At 60.4% G+C, this 18214-nt stretch carries 20 protein-coding genes and 3 pseudogenes; 17 read left to right on the forward strand and 6 right to left on the reverse strand.

Annotated elements, in window-relative coordinates:
- Positions 1-21 precede the first annotated feature (21 nt).
- A complete protein-coding gene (locus A7X77_RS33000; protein ID WP_156668096.1) occupies positions 22-219 on the reverse strand; it encodes a hypothetical protein in 198 nt (65 codons plus the stop codon).
- Between A7X77_RS33000 and ftsZ the strand changes: the two genes are divergently transcribed.
- The 3 genes and pseudogenes from ftsZ to A7X77_RS33835 form a co-directional block, all read left to right on the forward strand.
- The gene (gene ftsZ, locus A7X77_RS08605) at positions 206-1228 is read left to right on the forward strand and encodes a cell division protein FtsZ (RefSeq protein ID WP_064682534.1); all 1023 of its coding nucleotides are present in this window, start codon (positions 206-208) and stop codon (positions 1226-1228) included. The genes A7X77_RS33000 and ftsZ overlap by 14 nt on opposite strands.
- A gap of 239 nt (positions 1229-1467) precedes the next feature.
- On the forward strand, positions 1468-1842 hold the full coding sequence (locus A7X77_RS08610) for a hypothetical protein (protein WP_082928787.1): 375 nt from the start codon (positions 1468-1470) through the stop codon (positions 1840-1842).
- Between the two features lie 88 nt (positions 1843-1930).
- A pseudogene (locus tag A7X77_RS33835) lies at positions 1931-2070 on the forward strand (3-beta hydroxysteroid dehydrogenase); the annotation flags it as partial.
- A gap of 123 nt (positions 2071-2193) precedes the next feature.
- On the opposite strand, the gene A7X77_RS08615 reads toward A7X77_RS33835, so the two are convergent.
- Positions 2194-2403 (reverse strand): hypothetical protein, encoded by a 210-nt coding sequence (locus tag A7X77_RS08615; RefSeq protein WP_064682536.1) that lies wholly within the window; start codon positions 2401-2403, stop codon positions 2194-2196.
- Position 2404: 1 nt separating this feature from the next.
- Positions 2405-2605: a hypothetical protein gene (locus A7X77_RS08620; RefSeq protein WP_064682537.1), complete on the reverse strand. Its 201-nt coding sequence runs from the start codon at positions 2603-2605 to the stop codon at positions 2405-2407.
- Positions 2606-2762: 157 nt separating this feature from the next.
- Between A7X77_RS08620 and A7X77_RS33430 the strand changes: the two genes are divergently transcribed.
- Both A7X77_RS33430 and A7X77_RS33840 read left to right on the forward strand, forming a co-directional pair.
- Positions 2763-2936 carry a hypothetical protein gene (locus tag A7X77_RS33430; RefSeq protein WP_097584329.1) on the forward strand — a complete coding sequence of 58 codons (174 nt, stop codon included), beginning with the start codon at positions 2763-2765 and terminating at the stop codon, positions 2934-2936.
- A gap of 101 nt (positions 2937-3037) precedes the next feature.
- Positions 3038-3246: pseudogene (locus A7X77_RS33840) on the forward strand (hypothetical protein); the annotation flags it as partial.
- A gap of 6 nt (positions 3247-3252) precedes the next feature.
- Here A7X77_RS33840 and A7X77_RS08630 read toward each other — a convergent pair.
- From A7X77_RS08630 to A7X77_RS08640, 3 genes are all read right to left on the reverse strand, one after another.
- Positions 3253-3762, reverse strand: coding sequence for a cytochrome P460 family protein (locus tag A7X77_RS08630; RefSeq protein WP_064682538.1), 510 nt, complete (start codon positions 3760-3762; stop codon positions 3253-3255).
- A gap of 245 nt (positions 3763-4007) precedes the next feature.
- Positions 4008-4451 (reverse strand): SRPBCC family protein, encoded by a 444-nt coding sequence (locus tag A7X77_RS08635; RefSeq protein WP_064682539.1) that lies wholly within the window; start codon positions 4449-4451, stop codon positions 4008-4010.
- 140 nt (positions 4452-4591) lie between these two features.
- A complete protein-coding gene (locus tag A7X77_RS08640; RefSeq protein ID WP_064682744.1) occupies positions 4592-5284 on the reverse strand; it encodes a type 1 glutamine amidotransferase domain-containing protein in 693 nt (230 codons plus the stop codon).
- Between the two features lie 241 nt (positions 5285-5525).
- Between A7X77_RS08640 and A7X77_RS08645 the strand changes: the two genes are divergently transcribed.
- The 12 genes and pseudogenes from A7X77_RS08645 to A7X77_RS08700 all read left to right on the forward strand — a co-directional run bounded on the left by A7X77_RS08645 (position 5526) and on the right by A7X77_RS08700 (position 18104).
- Complete coding sequence (locus tag A7X77_RS08645; protein ID WP_064682540.1) at positions 5526-6527, forward strand: LacI family DNA-binding transcriptional regulator; 1002 nt, start codon at positions 5526-5528, stop codon at positions 6525-6527.
- Positions 6528-6696: 169 nt separating this feature from the next.
- A complete protein-coding gene (locus A7X77_RS08650; RefSeq protein WP_064682541.1) occupies positions 6697-7731 on the forward strand; it encodes a sterol desaturase family protein in 1035 nt (344 codons plus the stop codon).
- Positions 7728-8039, forward strand: a complete 312-nt coding sequence (locus tag A7X77_RS08655) for a MocE family 2Fe-2S type ferredoxin (protein ID WP_064682542.1) — start codon at positions 7728-7730, stop codon at positions 8037-8039. Before A7X77_RS08650 ends, A7X77_RS08655 begins: the two co-directional genes overlap by 4 nt.
- A 151-nt stretch (positions 8040-8190) precedes the next feature.
- Positions 8191-9396 carry an NAD(P)/FAD-dependent oxidoreductase gene (locus A7X77_RS08660; RefSeq protein WP_064682543.1) on the forward strand — a complete coding sequence of 402 codons (1206 nt, stop codon included), beginning with the start codon at positions 8191-8193 and terminating at the stop codon, positions 9394-9396.
- Positions 9393-9485 (forward strand): annotated as a pseudogene (locus tag A7X77_RS33005) (sugar phosphate isomerase/epimerase); the annotation flags it as partial. The gene A7X77_RS08660 and the pseudogene A7X77_RS33005, both read left to right, overlap by 4 nt.
- A gap of 288 nt (positions 9486-9773) precedes the next feature.
- Complete coding sequence (locus A7X77_RS08665; protein WP_064682544.1) at positions 9774-11423, forward strand: putative bifunctional diguanylate cyclase/phosphodiesterase; 1650 nt, start codon at positions 9774-9776, stop codon at positions 11421-11423.
- A gap of 75 nt (positions 11424-11498) precedes the next feature.
- Positions 11499-12005: a hypothetical protein gene (locus A7X77_RS08670; RefSeq protein ID WP_064682545.1), complete on the forward strand. Its 507-nt coding sequence runs from the start codon at positions 11499-11501 to the stop codon at positions 12003-12005.
- Complete coding sequence (locus tag A7X77_RS08675; RefSeq protein ID WP_064682546.1) at positions 12002-13174, forward strand: class I SAM-dependent methyltransferase; 1173 nt, start codon at positions 12002-12004, stop codon at positions 13172-13174. The genes A7X77_RS08670 and A7X77_RS08675 overlap by 4 nt, the downstream gene beginning before the upstream one ends.
- On the forward strand, positions 13171-15531 hold the full coding sequence (locus A7X77_RS08680) for a SpoIIE family protein phosphatase (RefSeq protein WP_064682547.1): 2361 nt from the start codon (positions 13171-13173) through the stop codon (positions 15529-15531). The genes A7X77_RS08675 and A7X77_RS08680 overlap by 4 nt, the downstream gene beginning before the upstream one ends.
- 4 nt (positions 15532-15535) lie before the next feature.
- Positions 15536-16096: a slr1658 superfamily regulator gene (locus A7X77_RS08685; protein WP_064682548.1), complete on the forward strand. Its 561-nt coding sequence runs from the start codon at positions 15536-15538 to the stop codon at positions 16094-16096.
- Between the two features lie 7 nt (positions 16097-16103).
- Positions 16104-16442, forward strand: a complete 339-nt coding sequence (locus A7X77_RS08690) for a slr1659 superfamily regulator (RefSeq protein WP_010030401.1) — start codon at positions 16104-16106, stop codon at positions 16440-16442.
- A 723-nt stretch (positions 16443-17165) separates the two neighbouring features.
- A complete protein-coding gene (locus tag A7X77_RS08700) occupies positions 17166-18104 on the forward strand; it encodes a sialate O-acetylesterase (RefSeq protein ID WP_064682550.1) in 939 nt (312 codons plus the stop codon).
- The last annotated feature ends 110 nt before the right edge of the window (positions 18105-18214 follow it).

Raw genomic sequence — 18214 nt, forward strand, 5'->3', positions numbered from 1 at the left:
AGGCCTTTGGTTCACACCCTCTCAAAGCGTCTGATCGAAATCCGCAAAGCGCGCATTGGCGATCTTCATCAGGGCAACAATCATCGGAACGTCGCCGCTCCCGACTCCTTTCGCCTCGCCTCCGCCTTGTTGCACGTTTATCCTCACCGTCGATTCGCTGTCCGCGACGAGGGCGCGGCGCAAGATTGCATCAAAGGAGAGTGCGATGACGGACGCCAAGAGCGGCATTTCGGGATTACGGCCGCATATTACGGTTATCGGCGTCGGCGGGGGTGGCGGCAACGCCATCAATAACATGATCGCGGAAAAGCTGGCGGGCGTCGAATTTGTCGCCGCAAATACGGACGCCCAGGTTCTCGCCACCTCAAAGGCGTCGCGCCGCATTCAGCTCGGCGCGAATGTGACGGAGGGCTTGGGCGCCGGTTCGCTGCCTGAGGTTGGTCATGCGGCCGCCGAGGAGTCGCTGGATGAGATCATGGATCACTTGGCCGGCTCGCATATGTGTTTCGTCACCGCCGGCATGGGCGGCGGTACGGGCACCGGTGCAGCCCCCGTCATCGCGCGTGCCGCACGTGCGGCCGGCATCCTGACGGTTGGCGTCGTCACCAAGCCCTTCACGTTTGAGGGCAATCGCCGCATGCGGACGGCGGAAGTCGGCATCGAGGCGCTTCGTCAGGCCGCCGATACCGTCATCGTCATTCCCAATCAGAACCTCTTCCGCATCGCGGATGCAAAGACCACCTTCGCCGATGCCTTCATGACGGCCGACCGCGTGCTCTTTGCCGGCGTCGGCTGCATCACCGATCTCATCGTCAAGGAAGGCCTGATCAACCTCGATTTTGCCGACGTGAAATCGGTCATGCAAGGCATGGGCCGCGCTATGATGGGCACCGGCGAAGCCGCCGGCGAAAGCCGGGCGATGAAGGCGGCGGAAGCGGCAATCGCCAATCCGCTTCTCGACGATATTTCCATGAAGGGCGCCAGGGGCGTGCTGATTTCGATCTCCGGCGGATCTGATATGACGCTGTTCGAAGTCGACGAGGCGGCAAGCCGCATTCGCGACGAAGTGCAGGACGACGCCGATATCGTCGTCGGCGCGATTTTCGACCGCAGCCTGGACGGCAGGTTCCGCGTCTCGGTCGTGGCGACGGGCCTGGAAGCCAGCGCCCCGCCGCTATCCGCGCCCAACCACGCGGCTGAACAAGTCCAGACGCGCACGCTGCAATAGCACGGCCGCAGTATCCTGACTTGCTCACGCCGGCCCCAGCCGGACAAACGTCGCTCCGCCGTATAAACGGGACGGGGCGACGTCAGGCCAAAGGCCGGAGCCTCGAAGGACGATGCGGGGTGCGCCTCGCGTCAGGCCCGCAGTCAATTGACACAATGAAAAAATCAAATATCCCTTCAAGCCGAAGTTGAGGATTTGAAGTGAAAGACGCGTTTGTATATTTGATATTGGCAGCTGCGATGATTCCGCTTTCGAGCTGCACGACGACTTCCGAAAGCTCCCGCCAGCAGTCGCTGTCGATCACGGCGCAAAGCGGCGTCAGAACGCTGGTGGCCAAGAACTGGCACATCGATGACGACTGCCGCCATATCGACTACCCCGCCATCAATATCGTCGAACGGCCCGAACACGGGCGTCTCGAAATCGTCCACGAACCGCTCTTCCCCAAGCTCGACGGAAAAGCGTCCAAATGCGAAACGATCAAGGTCAACGGCGTCGTCGGCTACTACACATCCGATCCCGGCTACACCGGCAGCGACCGACTGGTCATCCGCTCGCCCTATGAAGATGGAAAGACCGAAGAAGGCGTGTTGAGCGTGAAAGTAGTCAAGTAGGAATCCCCGCCGAATAGCCTCGGCGCCAAGCAGAGAGCAATCTTTCTGCACGATTCAGGAGTCAGCGACGCCGTCACTCTGGCCGCTCCGTCGGCTTGACGTGCCGCCGTCTCGCTGTCACGGGAAGAGGCGACGCAGCATCTCGGTTGGTTTGAAATCTTTGCGGGCTTCGATGTGCCCGGCTCAAGCGCGCATACCGAGGCACTTCTCGACTGGGAGCCGACGTAGCCTGGCCTCCTCGCCGATATCGACCACGCTGCCATTCGGCGAGTGATCGATATCGCCGGGGCCGAGGCGACGCCAATGAAAAAAGACTAAGGCAAGTCGCATGACTCAGATTTTATCCGCGTCTCAGCGCATGCGGCCCTCATTCATATCGGCGGGATCATAATTGATGTCCCAATCCTTGTCCGGCTTCTTCTTGCCCGGCGGGTTCCGGTTGACCGTAGCGTCCTCCGAGCCGGTGATGACGGTCGGCTTGGCGCTCGCAACGCCGCTGGCCTTTCGGTCGCCCCGGGATTTGGCGAATTGGCCGGCCGCGTCTTTCTCGGGATTGCCCATCTCATTCGCCTTTCTGCTTCATCGCGTCGCTGAAATCCTTCATTTCAGGGTCGCGGTTGTTTTCGTCGTTGGCGTCGCGGTTCTTGTCCGGATCGTCCTTGGCCTTCAGGTAGCCGCGCGGCTTATTGCCCTTCGGTCCTTCCCAGCGGGGGGATTGATCGGTGGTGCCGGGAGCGCCGTCCCTGGGTGTCGTCATGCCCATCGTCGTTTCTCCTTGGTTGAGTAGGAAGAACCGCAAAAGGCCAGAACAGTTCCAACCCTACGGGATCGCCGCGGAAGCGCTCGGCGCAAAAAATATGGAACAGTGTCGCCGCCCATCGGTTGGTGAGAGGTCGCAACCCTGAAACATGGAGCCGAAAATGAGCAAGACCAACGTTCGTGATCTTCAGAAACGCGCCGAACAGCAGGTGAAAAACACCAGCGCCGGCGGCCACCTCGGCGGCACCTATTTCGGCCAGCAACCCGACGGCAAAACCACCTCGGACAGCAGCAACGACAGCGCCAAGGCTCGGCCGAACGATGGGAGCAATTGAAGCGATAGCTACGTCTGGCCGGTTAATAAGGCCATCCGCTCAATAAATCCTTTGCGCCCGGCGACCTGGGCTCACTCCTACGGGGCTATTCAAGCCGATCGATCGGCGACTGTGGAAACCTTTTGATCAACCTCGGCGATCTCGTCGCCGACGGCTACCGCGTCGCCCGCGATGTCGAAAAACATGGCGCCATCGGCTTACGGAGGATTACCTCCCCCTGACCCGCATCATCCTCAGCCGCGATCCCGACGAGCACTGGGGCGCGACGGCGGCGCGCCAGGCGCTGGCGAACCGCGGCATCGAGCTTTAGACAAGCTCAAGGCGCGTAGCGTGTGAAGACATAGTCATGGTCTTTCACATTGCCGACATGACAGGAAAGACAGGTTTCGTGCTGGGCAACGTCAACCGGCTTGCCGTTGACGAACCTTCCGAAGCCCCAGCCATGGCTGTCGGGATATTTCTTCGAGTCTTTCACCATGACCTGCACCGTGGTCGGAGCCCCCGGCACCGTCGCCGGCGCAAATTCCGTCGATTGTTTGCGTTTGTAGGCAAGTTTCACCAGGATCGACCCGTCGGGAAACGGCAGTGTGCCCTTCTTGTATGCATCGACGGCAATATCGTTGCCGAGGACGGCGCGCAGTTCATCGAGCGGCGGAGCTTCCTGTGCCGGCGCGATGAATTTCCAGTCCCTGTAGCCATCGGGAATGGTGACGCCGTAGATCGGCGAGGCGTTTTCCGGCGGGGCGTCGGGGGCCGCGGAATAAGATACGGCGACACTGAGGGCGAGACTGGAAATGGCCAATAAGCCAAGGAGAGCAAGCTTCATTGAAAACTCCTGCCGGACCGATGTTCTGCGGCAAGATCGTTTCGGATTGTATCTGACGAATGTCAGTCTGCGGCCGAAATGTACCGAAGTGTAGCCGTATTCGCCCCGGCTGGGTATTCCTGTCCCTCGGCCTCTCCCGACGGATACCGCAGGAATGGCGGAAGGGAGAGGCAGAGCGCCAAGCTACGAGGAGACGCAGCGATCCGCCGCGTGTGCCATCTCTCGCAAACCTGGCGCAGCCGCCTTTATTCGTTGATGTCCGGCTCGACGACCTTGGCGAGATTGCGCAGCGATTCCTGCCAACCGAGATAACAGGCCTCGGGCGGAATGACGTCGGGCACGCCGGCCTGGGTGATATTCACCTCGGTGCCGACCGAAACTTTCTTCAGCGTGACGGTGACGTCCATTTCGCCCGGCAGGTTCGGGTCTTCGAACTTGTCGGTGTAGCGGACGCGCTCACCCGGGACGAGCTCGAGGAACTCGCCGCCGAAGGCGTGGCTGTTGCCGGTCGTGAAGTTGCGGAAGGACATTCTGAAGGTGCCGCCGACGGCCGGTTCCAGGTGATGCACGGTGCAGAGAAAACCGTTCGGCGGAAGCCATTTGGCAAGGGCGTCTGCCTCGATGAAGGCGCGATAGACCTTTTCCGGGCTGGTCGCGAAAACGCGGTGCAGGCGTATGGTGCTTGGCATGATGGTGATCCTTTTGTGGACGGAATGAACGAGCTAAGGACGGATAAACAGTCGCCGACCCGACAGGGAACTGATCTTTTCTTCAAGAAAAATCACGCGAAGCTGATTGCGCCGCGCCGCAGACACGTTTTTCCTGCGCGTCAGGCCGCGGCCTGATTGCCCAGCGCGTTGAGCAGCAGGCGTGCGGCCTGCTTCGACGATGCGGGGTTCTGTCCGGTGATCAGCTGATCGTCCTGGACGACGTGCACGGCCCAGTCCTTAGTCGCTGAGAACTTGGCCCCCTGCTCCTTCAGCACGTCTTCGAGCAGATAGGGCACGACCTCGACGAGTTGCACGGCAGCCTCTTCGGAATTGGTGAAACCGGTCACCGTCCGCCCCTTGGCGATCGGCCCGCCATCCGGCGCCTTGACCTTGGTCAGGATCCCCGGCGCGTGGCAGACGAGCGCCAGCGGCTTTCCTGCCGCGAGCGTTTCCTCGATCAGCGCATGGGCGTTGCGGTCGTTTGTCAGATCCCAGAGTGGGCCATGGCCGCCGGGGAAGAACACGGTGTCATAATCGGCCTGATCGATGTCAGACAGCCGCAGCGTATTGGCGAGCGCGGCTGTGGCGGCTGGATCCTGTTCGAAGCGCCGCGTGTCTTCCGTCTGAAACGCCGGCTCGTTGCTCTTCGGATCGAGTGGCGGCTGGCCTCCTTTTGGCGATGCCAGCGCGACCTCCGCCCCGGCATCACGGAAGACGAAATAGGGAGCAGCAAGTTCCTCGAGCCAGAAGCCCGTTTTCTTGCCGGTATTTCCCAGCTGATCATGCGATGTGAGAACCATGAGAATTTTCATTGCCAGCTCCTTCGGCCCGGCCGGCGGACAAAGCCTTCCGCGTCCGTTCAACGGTGAAATACTGCCTGCAATCTCATGCTGAATGCCGAAATCATAGATCGGCCGCCTCCGCGACACAAGCCTCCTGGCCTCGACCGGTTCCGCCCGAATACCGCTGTCAGTTTTGAGGCTGAGGTGTATGAAGAACGACAGCTTGCGCATACGATCGCCGACGTCGCGCAAGCGTCCGGGGACGTTGGAAATGAGCAAGCCGAATTATCGGGATATCGCCCGCCACGCCGGCGTTGGAACCGCCACGGTCGAGCGGGTCCTGAACGGGCGCGGCGGTGTGCGCCCGGAGCTGGTCGAGAAGGTCATATCCGCCGCGCGCAGCGTGGATTACCCGCGCAAACTTCCCGACGCCCATCGCGGCCTCCTCCGGATAGAAGTGCTGATGGTGCGTCCGGAAACGAGCTTCTATCGCCGCCTTTCCCTCGCCTTCGAAAGAATTGCGGCGACCCTCGATCCATTGGTCGTCGTGCACCGCAGTTTCACCGACGAGATGAATGCCGAGGCGATCGCACGGCGTATCCTGTCCGCCGACCTTCCCCGCGCCGGCCTGATCCTGGCCGTGCCGAGCAGCCCCTTGATCAGCGCCGCGGTGGAGAAGGTAAATTCGCAAGGCCTGCCCGTCGTCCACGTCGTCACCCGCGCTTCCGAGCGCGTCGGCGACTTCATCGGCATCGACAATGCTGCCGCCGGCCGGACGGCCGCGCTCTATATCAGCCGAATGGCGCCGCGGACGGGACCGGTCGTGGCGATCTGCCATCCGATCTACCAGGTGCATCGCGATCGGATCCGCGGCTTTTCGGATTATTTTGGCGATCATCCCGGCGCCTCCAGCTTCGAGTGGCTGGGGTTCGGCGGCGACGAGGAGCGCGCCAGCGCCGATCGGCTGTGGTCGGCGCTGGAGATGTATCCCGACCTTGCCGGTCTCTACAACGCCGGCGGCGCCAATTCCGCCCTGATCGAGGTGCTGCGCCGGCATCCTGGCGGCCGCGAGGTGTTTTTCGTCGGGCACGAACTGACCGACTATACGCGTCAGGCCTTGCTGGACGGCGTCATGGACGTGGTGCTCGACCAGGCGCCGGAGGCGCAGGCGCGGCGCGCGCTCGATCTCGTTCTGCACCGCATCGGCCTGACCGATATCAAACCGGACCAGGCACCGATCCGTTTCATCACCATCACCAAGGAAGGGCTTTGATCTAATTAGATCAAGGAAGGCTTCGCCGTTCGCAACGCCCGCTGCTAGTTTCGCATCAGGGAGGCGATCCGGCGCGGGCCAGAACCCGGTGGATCAAGGCGCAAGTGGCGCTCTCCTTTAGCAAAACATGTGCAGGCCCGGAGACGTCCGGCACCCGGAGGAGATGCGAATGGATGATCTGAAATTCGGCAAGCGCAACAAGCGCGGCGATTGGGCGCCGGACCGGCCGGTCGAGACCGCGCCGCTTTTCGCCTTCCCGCCGCAGCTGACGGCGGTCCTGAAATGGCTGCCGCACTATTTCCTGCCGTGGAACCTGATTTTTGCCGCCTCCGCGCTCGCCTACTGGGCCTGGATCATCCCCCCTGTTGAAACGATACGGACGCTGAGCCTCGGCTGGATCGCCTGGCTTTACGCCGTCAACGCAATCGCGGTCCTGCTGTTCTACGGCGCCTTCGAACTGCATCTCTATGTGCTGAAGCGGCAGGAAAACCGGTTCAAGTACAATGGCAAATTCCCGGCCGAGCAGAAAAGCAGCGCCTTCTGGTTCCAGAGCCAGAACTTCGACAACATGCTACGCACCTTCCTGTCGGGCGTGGTGATCTGGACCGCCGTCGAGGCCGGCATGCTCTGGGCCTATGCCAACGGTTATGCGCCCTGGCTCGGCTTTGCGGAAAATCCCTGGACGCTGGCACTCGTCGCGCTCGTTGTTCCGGTCATCCATGAATTCCACTTCTTCTGCATCCATCGGCTCATCCACACGCCCTTCCTCTACAAATGGGTGCACTCGGTCCACCACAATTCGGTTAACCCCTCGCCCTGGTCGTCGCTGTCGATGCATCCGATCGAGCACATGCTCTATTTCGGCACGGCCTTCTACCATCTGCTCCTGCCGTCCAACCCGATCATCATGCTCTACCAGCTGCATTATGCCGGTTTCGGGGCAATTCCCGGCCATGTCGGCTTCGACAAGGTCGAGATCGGCAAGGACGGGCTGGTCGATAGCCACGCCTATGCGCATTACCTCCACCACAAATATTTCGAGGTGAATTACGGCGACGCGCTCATCCCGCTCGATAAGTGGTTTGGCACCTGGCACGACGGCTCCCCGGAAGGCGAGGCGCAGATGCAGGAGCGCTACCGCCGGCGCAAGGAAATACTCGCCGCACGCAAGGCGCGCCTGGAAGTCGAAGGAGCCGCCGAATGACCTGGGTCACAGCTGGCAAACTCGACGACATCGAACAGGAAGGCGCCATCCGCTTCGACCATGGCGGACGCACCTACGCGATCTACCGCGGCCCCGACGACAGCGTCTACTGCACCGCCGGTCTCTGCACCCACGAGGCGATCCATCTCGCCGACGGACTGGTCATGGATTTTGAGGTGGAATGTCCAAAACATTCCGGCGCCTTCGACTACCGCACCGGCGAGGCATTGCGGCTGCCGGCCTGCGAAAACCTGAAAACCTATCCGGCAGAGGTGATCGATGGAAAGGTTCGCGTGGCTGTCGGTTAGCGCACGCGCATCGGACAGGCCGATGGGGCTTCCGGGAGGAGAAGCGGGCGGCCCGGCGCCCCAAGGGAGGACGACATGAAATCGATCTGTATGGCGGCCGCTCTGGCTCTCCTCCTCACCAGCGCCGGCCACTCTCTTTCAGGAGCATAACATGGACGGTATCGTCATCATCGGCGCGGGCGAGTCCGGGACCCGGGCGGCCTTTGCACTGCGCGAAGCAGGCTATCGCGGATCCATCACGCTGGTCGGAACCGAACCCCATCTGCCCTATGAACGGCCGCCCCTGTCGAAAACCGTCGACGGTGCGGTGCAGCTGAAGCTGATCTGCGCGGCGGATGCGCTTGATGCAGTCGGCATCACCTATCTCAAGGGATTGTCCGCCACCAGGCTGGATGCCGACGCCGCGACCGTGACGATAAGCGACGGTCGGATATTGCATTACGAAAAGCTGCTTCTGACCACCGGCGCACGGCCGAGACGGCTTGCCTGCCCTGGCGCCGAGCGCGCACTCGACTTCCGCACCCATGCCGACGCCGAGGCCATCTTCTCCAATGTCGCCCCCGGCCGGAGCGTCGCGATTATCGGCGCCGGCCTGATCGGCATGGAGCTCGCAGCGGTCCTTCGCGGCAGAAACGTTGCGGTCAGCGCGATCGAAGCCGCGCCGAAACCTTTGGGCCGCGCCGTCCCCGCCCGATTTGCCGAGAAGCTGCATGCCCGACATGTCGCCGAAGGGGTGCGTTTCCATCTCGATCGGGGTGTGGCGGCAATCGGCGAGGATGGAGTCACCCTGACCGACGGCAGCGTGGTGCCTGCCGATCTCGTCGTCAGCGCCATTGGGGTCCTGCCTGACATCGCCCTGGCGGAGGCGGCGGGACTGGCCACCGGCAATGGCATTCTGACGGATGCCTATCTTCGCACCAGCGTGCCGAACATCTATGCGGCAGGCGATTGCGCAGCGGTGGCTGAGCCCGGCGGAGGACATATCCGCTATGAAAGCTGGCGCAACGCCAGAACGCAGGCCGAGACCGCGGCGCGCAACATGGCCGGCAACGCCGAAGCTTTTGCCGCCATTCCCTGGTTCTGGTCCGACCAGTACGATCTGGGCCTGCAGGTGGCGGGACAGCCGCAGCCCGCTCATCAGCCTGTCCGGCGTTTGATGCCGGCAGGCGAGCTCGAATTCTATCTCGACGATGGCCGCCTCGTGGCGGCCGCCGGCCTTGGCATCGGCAACAGCCTGGCCAAGGATATCAAGCTTGCCGAGCTGCTGATTGCCGCAGGCGTCAGTCCCTCACCCGCGGCGCTGGCCGATCCGAACGTCAACCTCAAGATGCTGCTGAAAAGCGCGCGGGCCGCATGACCCAGAAGCCGCTGATCTTCCAGTCGCTCTGGGCCATGGAGCGCCGGCACACGGACGGGTTCGAGCGCACACTCGACGAGAACATCGCAACCGACAGATGGGCCGAGGCACTGGCGCTGCGCCAGATGGTGCGTGAGCTGTGGGATGCCCAGGAACGGCTCTAACTCCTTCTCTCGCCCGCCGCTTGCGGCAGCTTCTCAATGCCGGCGATCGCTCCGTCTCATCGGTGCGGGCGTCCACAGCGGCGAACAGGCCGGGGTTGAGGTTTGGGGATTGTTAATCAGAAATGCCTAATGTAAATCTTAACGAGCACAAGTTGTGCGGGAGTAGAGTTGCTATAATATCTGGTAGGATATTCGATAAGGAGAGCCTCCTACATGCGGAAACCTGCTGCCCGTTTAGCCCTCGGAAAGCCGGAGGCAGAAGCTTCGAGCTTGATCGACCGGCTTCTGTTCTTTGACCGCGATCTCAATCCCGTCGAGGATCTGCACGGCAATGCGCTGCCCCCGTCCGTTAAACCGGCCGCCTCCTTCTGGGAGCATTTTCCGGAGCTGGACAAATCAGCAGTTACACTCGCGTTCCGTTCACTGGATGATAGCGGCAAGCCGCTGCGAATATCGGGCCATCTCGGCGCCCCTGACTCACACGGCCTGACGATCTACCGAATCGGCGACCTGTTCGCCGTGGTCCGATCCGAGGGATCGGTTGACGATGAACGCGCAACGCTTTTGCATCTCGCAACCCATGATCCGCTGACTGGACTGCCGAACCGGCGCCAGTTCAGCGAAGATCTGGCCACTCTGTTGCAGGAAAACGCGGGCTCCAACGAGACTCTGTCGTTGATGCAGCTCGACCTTGACGATTTCAAACCCGTCAACGACACGCTCGGGCATGCCGCCGGCGACAAGCTTCTTCAATCGGCGGGAAGGCGTATTCTTGCCTGCCTTTCCAGCGATGACAGAGCCTATCGGCTGGCCGGCGATGAATTCACGGTGATATCAGTGGGCTCGGGACAACCGGCCAAAGCGCACCGTTTGGCGGAGGATCTGGTTGCTGCGTTCAAAAAGCCCTTTACGATAAACGGCATCGCAGTCTTTGTCGGCACCAGCATCGGCATATCCACGGCTCCAACGGACGGGACAACTCCGGAGGAGCTTATGAAAGCGTCCGACCTCGCACTCTACACCGCCAAGAAAGACGGGCGCGGGCGAGCAAGAGCCTTCGACCCGGCAATGCTCGAATTGCTGGAGCAACGGGAACTGCTGCGCCGCAGTCTGCGCATGGCCCTGGTCCAACAGCAATTCTATGTCGAATACCAGCCTATCGCCGAGGGCGGCTGCATCGTCGGCTTCGAAGCATTGCTGAGATGGCATCATCCCCTGCTCGGAAAGATTCCGCCTGCGTCGTTCATTCCGATGGCCGAGGCGGATGGAATGATGCCGGAGATCGGCGCGTGGGTTTTGCAGCAGGCATGCCATGAGGCGATGAAGTGGCCGGAAAACTACCTCGTCGCCGTCAATCTGTCCGCGGCGGAATTCCTGACAAGCGGCCTCACCGACCGGATTTCCCAGACGCTGGACCTGGTCGGACTTCCGCCCGAGCGTCTGGAGCTCGAAATAACCGAGAGCGTGCTGCTCGAGCGCACCGTCAACAACATCGACACCCTGAACACTCTCAACGTGCTGGGCATTCGCATTTCGCTGGATGATTTCGGGACGGAATATTCGTCCCTGAGCTATCTGAAAACATTTCCTTTCGATACGATCAAAATCGACAAATACTTTATCACCGATCTCGAAACCGATCTGAAGAGCCAGGCAATCGTCCGCTGCGTCGTCAACCTTGCACATGACCTCGACATGCAAGTGACAGCCGAGGGGGTCGAGACGCCGGGTCAGGCGGAATGGTTGCACAGCGTCGGCTGCGACAGGCTGCAGGGCTATCTGGTGAGCAGGCCGCTTGGCGTGGAGGCAATTGACGACTTCATTACCCGGGCGGATGCATCGAAGATCCACGCTCGACAATAGTGCTTTACCGATTTTTCGCCGTGCTTTTAAATTGCATGCAAATCTGACGCTCCAGACCGACGAACGGAGGGTGTATTGGAAGAGGAAGCATCCCGCTTCGACGACCACGCATTTGTGCCAATGGTATCGCTGGAAATGAACGTTGCGGTGTTCAAATCTCAATGGCGGTATTGCGACGAGATTACCGAATATCTCTCCGATATTCTCGGCCAGGGTCACAGCGATCCCGCTCGGTACGCCAACTTTCTTTCAGTCGCGGCAAACGAGCTGATCGAACTCGCTTTTCGCGCGACGAACGGACGGGGCATGATAAGTTTCAGCCTCGCCCGCAGCGCGACGTACAATCGGCTGCGAATTACGTTTCCTTGCGATGAGGAGTTTCGCCGCAAACACGTGAAGGCAGGATCAGGCAAAATCCAGCCTGGCCCCAACGGCAGGCCCGATCACCCGGTCACGAAGTCCGATGAGGCTTTGCTCAACAATTTGGCGACAATATTCGGCGCCGCCATCCACATCGAGAAAGACGGCGCGGACAGGATCGGCATCATTGCCGATTTCCCCTCGACCGAGGATTTTCAATGAGCCTGCTTTCCATGCCCTTCACCGTGCGGTTTGATGCGACAAATCAGGAGCTCGTGCTGTCCGGCAAGATGCGGCCCGAAAGTGCCGCAGAGATTGCCGATGCGCTCGAGCTGGTGCGGCAGAGTTTGGAAAAATACAGCGGCATCGTTTACCTCAACGTCAAACGTCTGACGCACATCAACATGACGGCCTTCACCGCACTGTGCGATATCCTCGCCGCCGGCTGCCGAACGAGGCCGGAACGGAAGATCAAGATCGTTACCTCGAGCGTGATGGCATGGTCTGCTTCGCTGTTCGAAATGCTGGCGGCATCGCTGCCGAACCTGTCGGTCGAGGTCTATGACTCGGCGTTTTATCCCGGCCAGAGCTTTGTCGAGGACGAGTCTTTCATTCCCATCCTGCGCACGCAGACGAAAATGACCTGGAGGCACGAACGCGAACTCTTGCCGCGCCACGGTCTGCGCAGCGGTGTCGCCATGGCGGATATCTGCTGCGGCATCGGTGATTTCGCGGGTTTGGTTCAGCGGGAATTCAAACCGGCGCGCCTTGTCGCGCTCGATCATTCCGTGCGCAGTCTCGACTATGCCCGCAAGGTCGCTGCCGACTTCGATCTGCAAGGGATCGAATACACCTATGGCGACGCTTCCCAGATGCTGCTTCGAGACGATCAGTTCGACTTTGTCACCTGCCGGCACTCGCTACAGATTTTCGACCGCCCCGAAATGCTGCTGCGAGAGCTTTATCGCATCTGCAGGCCCGGCGGCCGGGTCTACATCACCAACGAAAAGAATTCGCATTGCCTCGGCGAGCCGCATGCCGACTCAATAAAATGGACTTACGAGGAAGTCGCCAAGCTGTTCAGCCACTTCGACATGGATGTCGAGATGGGACCGAAAAGCCGCCATCTCCTGCTCAATGCCGGCTTCGAGGACATCAAGGTCGACTGCTTCATGGTGACGAATCTTGACGGCGATCCGCAGGACTTCGCCGACATCATCGAAGCCTGGGAAAACGTCTATGCCGGCGAGATGGCGGTGCGCCGCGGCGACTCGGCGGATTTCATTCGCCGGTTCCGGCAGGGATTCAGAGATCACGTCTTTGCCGCTCTTCACCCCAAGGGTTATGCAGGCTGGCCGATCTGGGCAGCCTCTGGTCGAAAGCCGCTGTGATGGACGGACACGTATCGAAGAGACCGATGGGACTGCGCTCGTTTCGAGCAAAGTTCATCCTGGTCGTCGGTGGCGCCGTTCTTTTCGACTTGCTGGTCAGCGGTGGCCTGGCACTTTGGAACGTCCAGAGGCTGTCGCGCGATGCAACGCTCGAAGTCGGCCAGGGTCTTGAAGCCGCAAGCCAGGAATACATCCGCACCTATGCCGACTCGACCGCAGCCCAGGTGAATTTGCTGCTGCGCCAGGTTCACAACGACGTCGACACGCTGGCGGGCGTGCTGCAGGCGCAGATCGACAATCCCGCCCGCAATTCCGACGTCGGCACGGCGATGGCCCGCACGTCGCCCGGCAGCGTCACCGTGTCCTACGACGAGAAGGGGAAATGGTCGCAGAACGCGCCCGGCTCCACCTCGGTCGTCAGCGTCTGGGGTTACCTGCTCGGACAGGACCACCAGCCGACAGCCGATATCAAGCGTGATCTAGAGGCAAGCGCGGTTCTCGATCTGGTTGCCCCGAGCCTGCTGCAGCACGGCGCTTCAAAGCTGCAGATGTATTACATCGGACCGAAGGAACGACCGATCTTCAGGACGGCGCCCTACACCGACCAGGCCCAGACCTTCGATCGCCTCTACCCCGGGCACAATGAGGCCGATTTCTGGGACTTCTTTTTCCCCGGCCTCTATGAGTCCTGGCAAAGCTGGGCCAGGGATGCGAAAACGCGGCCGGTCGCCGACGACATCACCCAGACGGCGCCCTATACCGATGCCATCACCGGCAAGCTGATCGTCAGTTTCTTTCACCCGCTCTGGACCGCCGACCGGAAGGATGTCGCCGGGACGGCCGGCGCCGATATTACGCTCGACCAGCTCGCCCAGACGGTGGAAAATGTGAAAGTCGCCCAGTCCGGCTTCGGATTCCTGGCAATGTCCGACGGCAATGTGGTCGCAATCAACAGTACAGGCGAAAAGACGCTCGGCCTGGTTTCGGCGAGCGGCGCGAGCGGGACCGGCGTCACCGGGCTGGAGCGTTCGCTGAAAGGAAGCTCACAGCCTGCGATCGCGAAACTGGCGCTCGACCGCGAACAGGGCATCCAGCACCTGCTGTTGCAGCGGGACGGCAACGAAGTTCCCTATATCGTCATCGTCAAAAAGCTGCCGGCAACCAATCTCTGGTCCAGCGGCCCGGTTCGGCACGAGGCGATGCTGCTTGGGGTGGTTGTGCCGGAACGGGAAATCGACGCCTCCCTCTATGCCGCCCAGGCCAAGATTTCCGAGGCCACCAACCGGATCGTGATCTACCAAATCCTCGCAATCCTGATGTCGCTGCTGATCGTGGCGATCGCCGTGTTTGCGGCTTCGAAACGCATCACGAGCGGAATCAGCGCCCTTGCCGGTGCCGCCAAACGGATTCAGGCGCAAGACTATTCGGTCAGGGTGGCGATATCGAGCAAGGATGAGGTTGGTGCGGCCGGCGAAGCGTTCAACCGGATGGCCGAACAGATCAGCTATCACACCGAAAATCTCGAGCAGCTGGTCGAGGAACGAACGGCCCAGATCGAAGATGCGAAGGAAGAGATTTCGGCGCTGAACGCCCAGCTCCAGCGAGAAAACCGCCGTCTCGGAACGGAGCTCGCCGTCGCCGAGAGAATCCAGATGATGGTTCTTCCACTGCAACAGGAGCTCGAGGAATTTCAGGACATTGAGATCGCAGCCTATATGCGGCCCGCCGAAGAAGTCGGCGGTGATTATTACGACGTCCTGAAGAACGGCAAGCGGTTGAAAATCGGCATTGGCGACGTCACCGGCCATGGGCTCGAAAGCGGCGTGCTGATGCTGATGGTCCAATCCGTCGCCCGCGCCCTGCAGGAAGCAGGAAATACTGACGCCGTCGAGTTTCTGGCGAACTTGAACAGCGCCCTGTTCAAGAACATCGTCAGGACCAGGATCGACAAGCATCTGACCCTCGCCTTCCTCGACTATGATGGCAAAGAGATGATTCTGTCGGGCCAGCACGAGGAAGTCGTCATCGTGCGGGCGAACGGCGAGATTCAACGCATCGACACGATGGAACTCGGCATACCGATCGGGTTGGAAGCCGATATTTCCGCCTTCATCAAAACCCGTGAAATAGCATTCGAGAAAGGCGACCTGATACTCCTGCATACCGACGGGGTGACGGAAGCCGAAAACGATGCGGGAGAACTGTTCGGCATGGAGCGCCTGTGCAGGGAAGCGCTCCGCTTGAAGGATCAGAGCGCTGAGAAAGTCATTTCGGAAATTGTCGCGACATTAATGCTCTTCATCGGATCCCAGAAGATTTACGACGACATCACGCTTCTCGCAGTGCGGCATAGGTGAGATCATGACGGCCAAAATATACGGTCTCGAATCTCTGGTGGACATCAGGCTGGATTCAGGCGCTCGCCTCACCTTGAGGGACGGGCCGCTTCAGCTTGGATGGAGGCATTCGGGAATGACGTCGGACTTCATCGCCGAGATCATGGCCCTGCCCTATGCCCGTTCGAAGAAGGATTACCTGCAGGCGCATCACGACATCGGATATCTCAGCAACGAGCTGATCGAAAATGCCGTCAAATTTCGACAGCCCGGCGAGATCCTGATCGAAGCCGGAGTGGTCGAGGGAAGCTTTTTGATCAGGGTGCAGAACGCCATCGACAGCGCGACGGCATCTCGCTTTCAGCAGCTCCTGCAACGCCTGCAATCGAGGGAACCCGGCCTTCTGCTTCTTGAGCAAATCGAAACCAATGCCATATCGTCAGCAGGCGGTTCCGGCCTGGGTTTGCTCACCCTCCTGAGCGATTACGATGCAAGAATGGCATGGACATTCGAAGAAAATGACGACGAGCACATCATACTGACGACGACGGCAGCCGTGGCGATGCCCCCCTCCTCCAATTTGTGAGCCAAGAATGGAAATCAGCGACGAAAACTTCCGCGTATGGGCGGAAAAGAATGAAGTCTTTTTCGACGGCGTGTTCCGCCTGGCGGGACCCGATGCCTATGCACCGATTTATTCATTGATAACAACCCTCCTTCACGAGGGGCACAAACAGGTAACCTTCGACCTCACCGGCCTCGAGTTCCTCAATTCCTCGGGGATCAATCTCCTGGCGAAATTGACGATCGAAGCCAGAAAAATGGGCGATCTCCTCCTCATTGTGAAGGGCACCAACCAACATCCCTGGCAAGCGAAATCCCTTCCGAATCTGAAGAAGTTGCACCCGCTTCTGGATTTGCGCCTGGCGTGAGTTGGGGTGAGGAACCTCTCCTTGCTCAATCCTGTGCCTGTCACGGGAACGTGGTGCATTCACGGCGCAGAGGCGCCGTGGCTGGATTCCTGTGATAGGCACAGAACGAGGAGAAGATGTTGGCGCAGCGAACGGCCTGCGGCAATGCCCCAGCACAGCGCCCCCTGACGCTCCGCTATGCCCGCCCCACCCTCCGTCATGCTCGGCCTTGAGCCGAGCACCCACGCGGCACCCACCAGCGCCAGCGGCATAGGTCCTCGGGTCAAGCCCGAGGACGACGGAAATTGGGGTTGGCCTCGCGCCAAACTCCAGCGTTCTATAAGGCACGCGGGGTTGCGCAAGCGTCGTCAGGCCAGCCTATGGGTTTCCCAGGCCGGCACCACCCTCATCTTGTCCTCGTGTCGTGACCCTGGGAATGCCGGGGTGCGCCGCCCCAATCTGCGGCAACGGGTTATCTCCATGGAACTGCATGTTGCATAGCAGGCACGGTCTCTCACCCAACCGGATGATTGCAATCACCGGTCCGGACTATAGTTTAGAACAGGTTTCCGGCGACTCCGCGCAAGTAGTCGTCGATGGGGCTCGATCTTCGCGACGAACTCTTTTTGAAAGAGCATGCCCGAAAAAGCAAATGTGGCTGCTGTCAGGAACCCTCGTGGTCGAAGCAGCGTTGATCGGTCCAATAGGCTCCACGTTATCGGATGATGCTTAGAAGATAACGACATGCGCAGTACAATCGCAGTCGGCCTGGCCGCCTTGATCGCCATGTACTTTCTGGGCGGCATGAGCGCGAGACATGAGATCTTTCCTTGGCCGCAACTTTCCGCGCTGAGGACAATGGTCGGCGGCGAGAAGGCGGCGGCTCCAAGCCGTTATACTTTCGACGGCAAGGAACGACTCATCGGGGATGAATCAAAAACGCCTGTGACCTGCCCGACGCAAACCGAGCGAACTGCTGTCTTACTGCTTCTTGGCCAATCGAACGCGGCCAACGACGGTGGACAGCGGCACCGGTCAAATTATGGCGCTCGCGTTGTAAACGCCTTTGACAACCGGTGCTTCATCGCGGCGTCGCCGCTGCTTGGAGCGACCGATACCAAGGGAGAGTACTGGACGCTCCTCGGGAACCAGCTGATCGCATCGGGACAGAATGACAACGTCATCCTCGCACCTCTCGCATATTCCGGATCCGAGGTCGCACGATGGGCGGCAGGCGGTGACCTCAATCCGGTGCTGGTCGATACGATGAAACAGCTTGAGGATTCCGGCTATCGGATAACGAGCGTCCTCTGGGTGCAAGGAGAGGCAGACCTTGTTTTGGGCACCACTGCGGAGGACTATCAGGCACGTTTCCTGTCGATGGTCGACACATTGCGCCAGCACGGCGTCGAAGCACCCGTTTACATTTCAATCACATCGAAATGCCTCGAACCGAGCAACGGCGGCTTCAAGGAGCATATTCCGGACAATGCGATCGTACGGGCGCAACTGGCCCTCTCAAAAAGCGGCCAGGGTATCCGAGAGGGCGTAAATACCGACGCGTTGCTCGATGGAGACGACCGCTACGACGATTGCCATATCGGGGCCTCAGGCGCGGAGAAAGTGTCGCAAGCCTGGCTGGACCTTCTGCGCACCGATCGCCGCCTGGAAACCTCGCGATAGTCTTCCCTGAATCAGTTTCGCGCCTTCGCGAGCTTCGGCCATGACCGCCGGCTCGGCGCCGCTGTGCCTCATCTAAGACCATAGCCGCTACCCTGAACCGGACCTCAGTC

Origin of the sequence: Rhizobium bangladeshense (genome assembly GCF_001662075.1) — a bacterium.
GTDB lineage: Bacteria > Pseudomonadota > Alphaproteobacteria > Rhizobiales > Rhizobiaceae > Rhizobium > Rhizobium bangladeshense_B.

Bases quoted from the DNA above. Each gene is read 5' to 3' on its own strand.
- ftsZ (WP_064682534.1), top strand. From the start codon at position 206: ATGACGGACGCCAAGAGCGGCATTTCGGGATTACGGCCGCATATTACG.
- A7X77_RS08610 (WP_082928787.1), top strand. From the start codon at position 1,468: ATGATTCCGCTTTCGAGCTGCACGACGACTTCCGAAAGCTCCCGCCAG.
- A7X77_RS08615 (WP_064682536.1), bottom strand. From the start codon at position 2,403: ATGGGCAATCCCGAGAAAGACGCGGCCGGCCAATTCGCCAAATCCCGG.
- A7X77_RS08620 (WP_064682537.1), bottom strand. From the start codon at position 2,605: ATGGGCATGACGACACCCAGGGACGGCGCTCCCGGCACCACCGATCAA.
- A7X77_RS33430 (WP_097584329.1), top strand. From the start codon at position 2,763: ATGAGCAAGACCAACGTTCGTGATCTTCAGAAACGCGCCGAACAGCAG.
- A7X77_RS08630 (WP_064682538.1), bottom strand. From the start codon at position 3,762: ATGAAGCTTGCTCTCCTTGGCTTATTGGCCATTTCCAGTCTCGCCCTC.
- A7X77_RS08635 (WP_064682539.1), bottom strand. From the start codon at position 4,451: ATGCCAAGCACCATACGCCTGCACCGCGTTTTCGCGACCAGCCCGGAA.
- A7X77_RS08640 (WP_064682744.1), bottom strand. From the start codon at position 5,284: ATGAAAATTCTCATGGTTCTCACATCGCATGATCAGCTGGGAAATACC.
- A7X77_RS08645 (WP_064682540.1), top strand. From the start codon at position 5,526: ATGAGCAAGCCGAATTATCGGGATATCGCCCGCCACGCCGGCGTTGGA.
- A7X77_RS08650 (WP_064682541.1), top strand. From the start codon at position 6,697: ATGGATGATCTGAAATTCGGCAAGCGCAACAAGCGCGGCGATTGGGCG.
- A7X77_RS08655 (WP_064682542.1), top strand. From the start codon at position 7,728: ATGACCTGGGTCACAGCTGGCAAACTCGACGACATCGAACAGGAAGGC.
- A7X77_RS08660 (WP_064682543.1), top strand. From the start codon at position 8,191: ATGGACGGTATCGTCATCATCGGCGCGGGCGAGTCCGGGACCCGGGCG.
- A7X77_RS08665 (WP_064682544.1), top strand. From the start codon at position 9,774: ATGCGGAAACCTGCTGCCCGTTTAGCCCTCGGAAAGCCGGAGGCAGAA.
- A7X77_RS08675 (WP_064682546.1), top strand. From the start codon at position 12,002: ATGAGCCTGCTTTCCATGCCCTTCACCGTGCGGTTTGATGCGACAAAT.
- A7X77_RS08685 (WP_064682548.1), top strand. From the start codon at position 15,536: ATGACGGCCAAAATATACGGTCTCGAATCTCTGGTGGACATCAGGCTG.
- A7X77_RS08690 (WP_010030401.1), top strand. From the start codon at position 16,104: ATGGAAATCAGCGACGAAAACTTCCGCGTATGGGCGGAAAAGAATGAA.
- A7X77_RS08700 (WP_064682550.1), top strand. From the start codon at position 17,166: ATGCGCAGTACAATCGCAGTCGGCCTGGCCGCCTTGATCGCCATGTAC.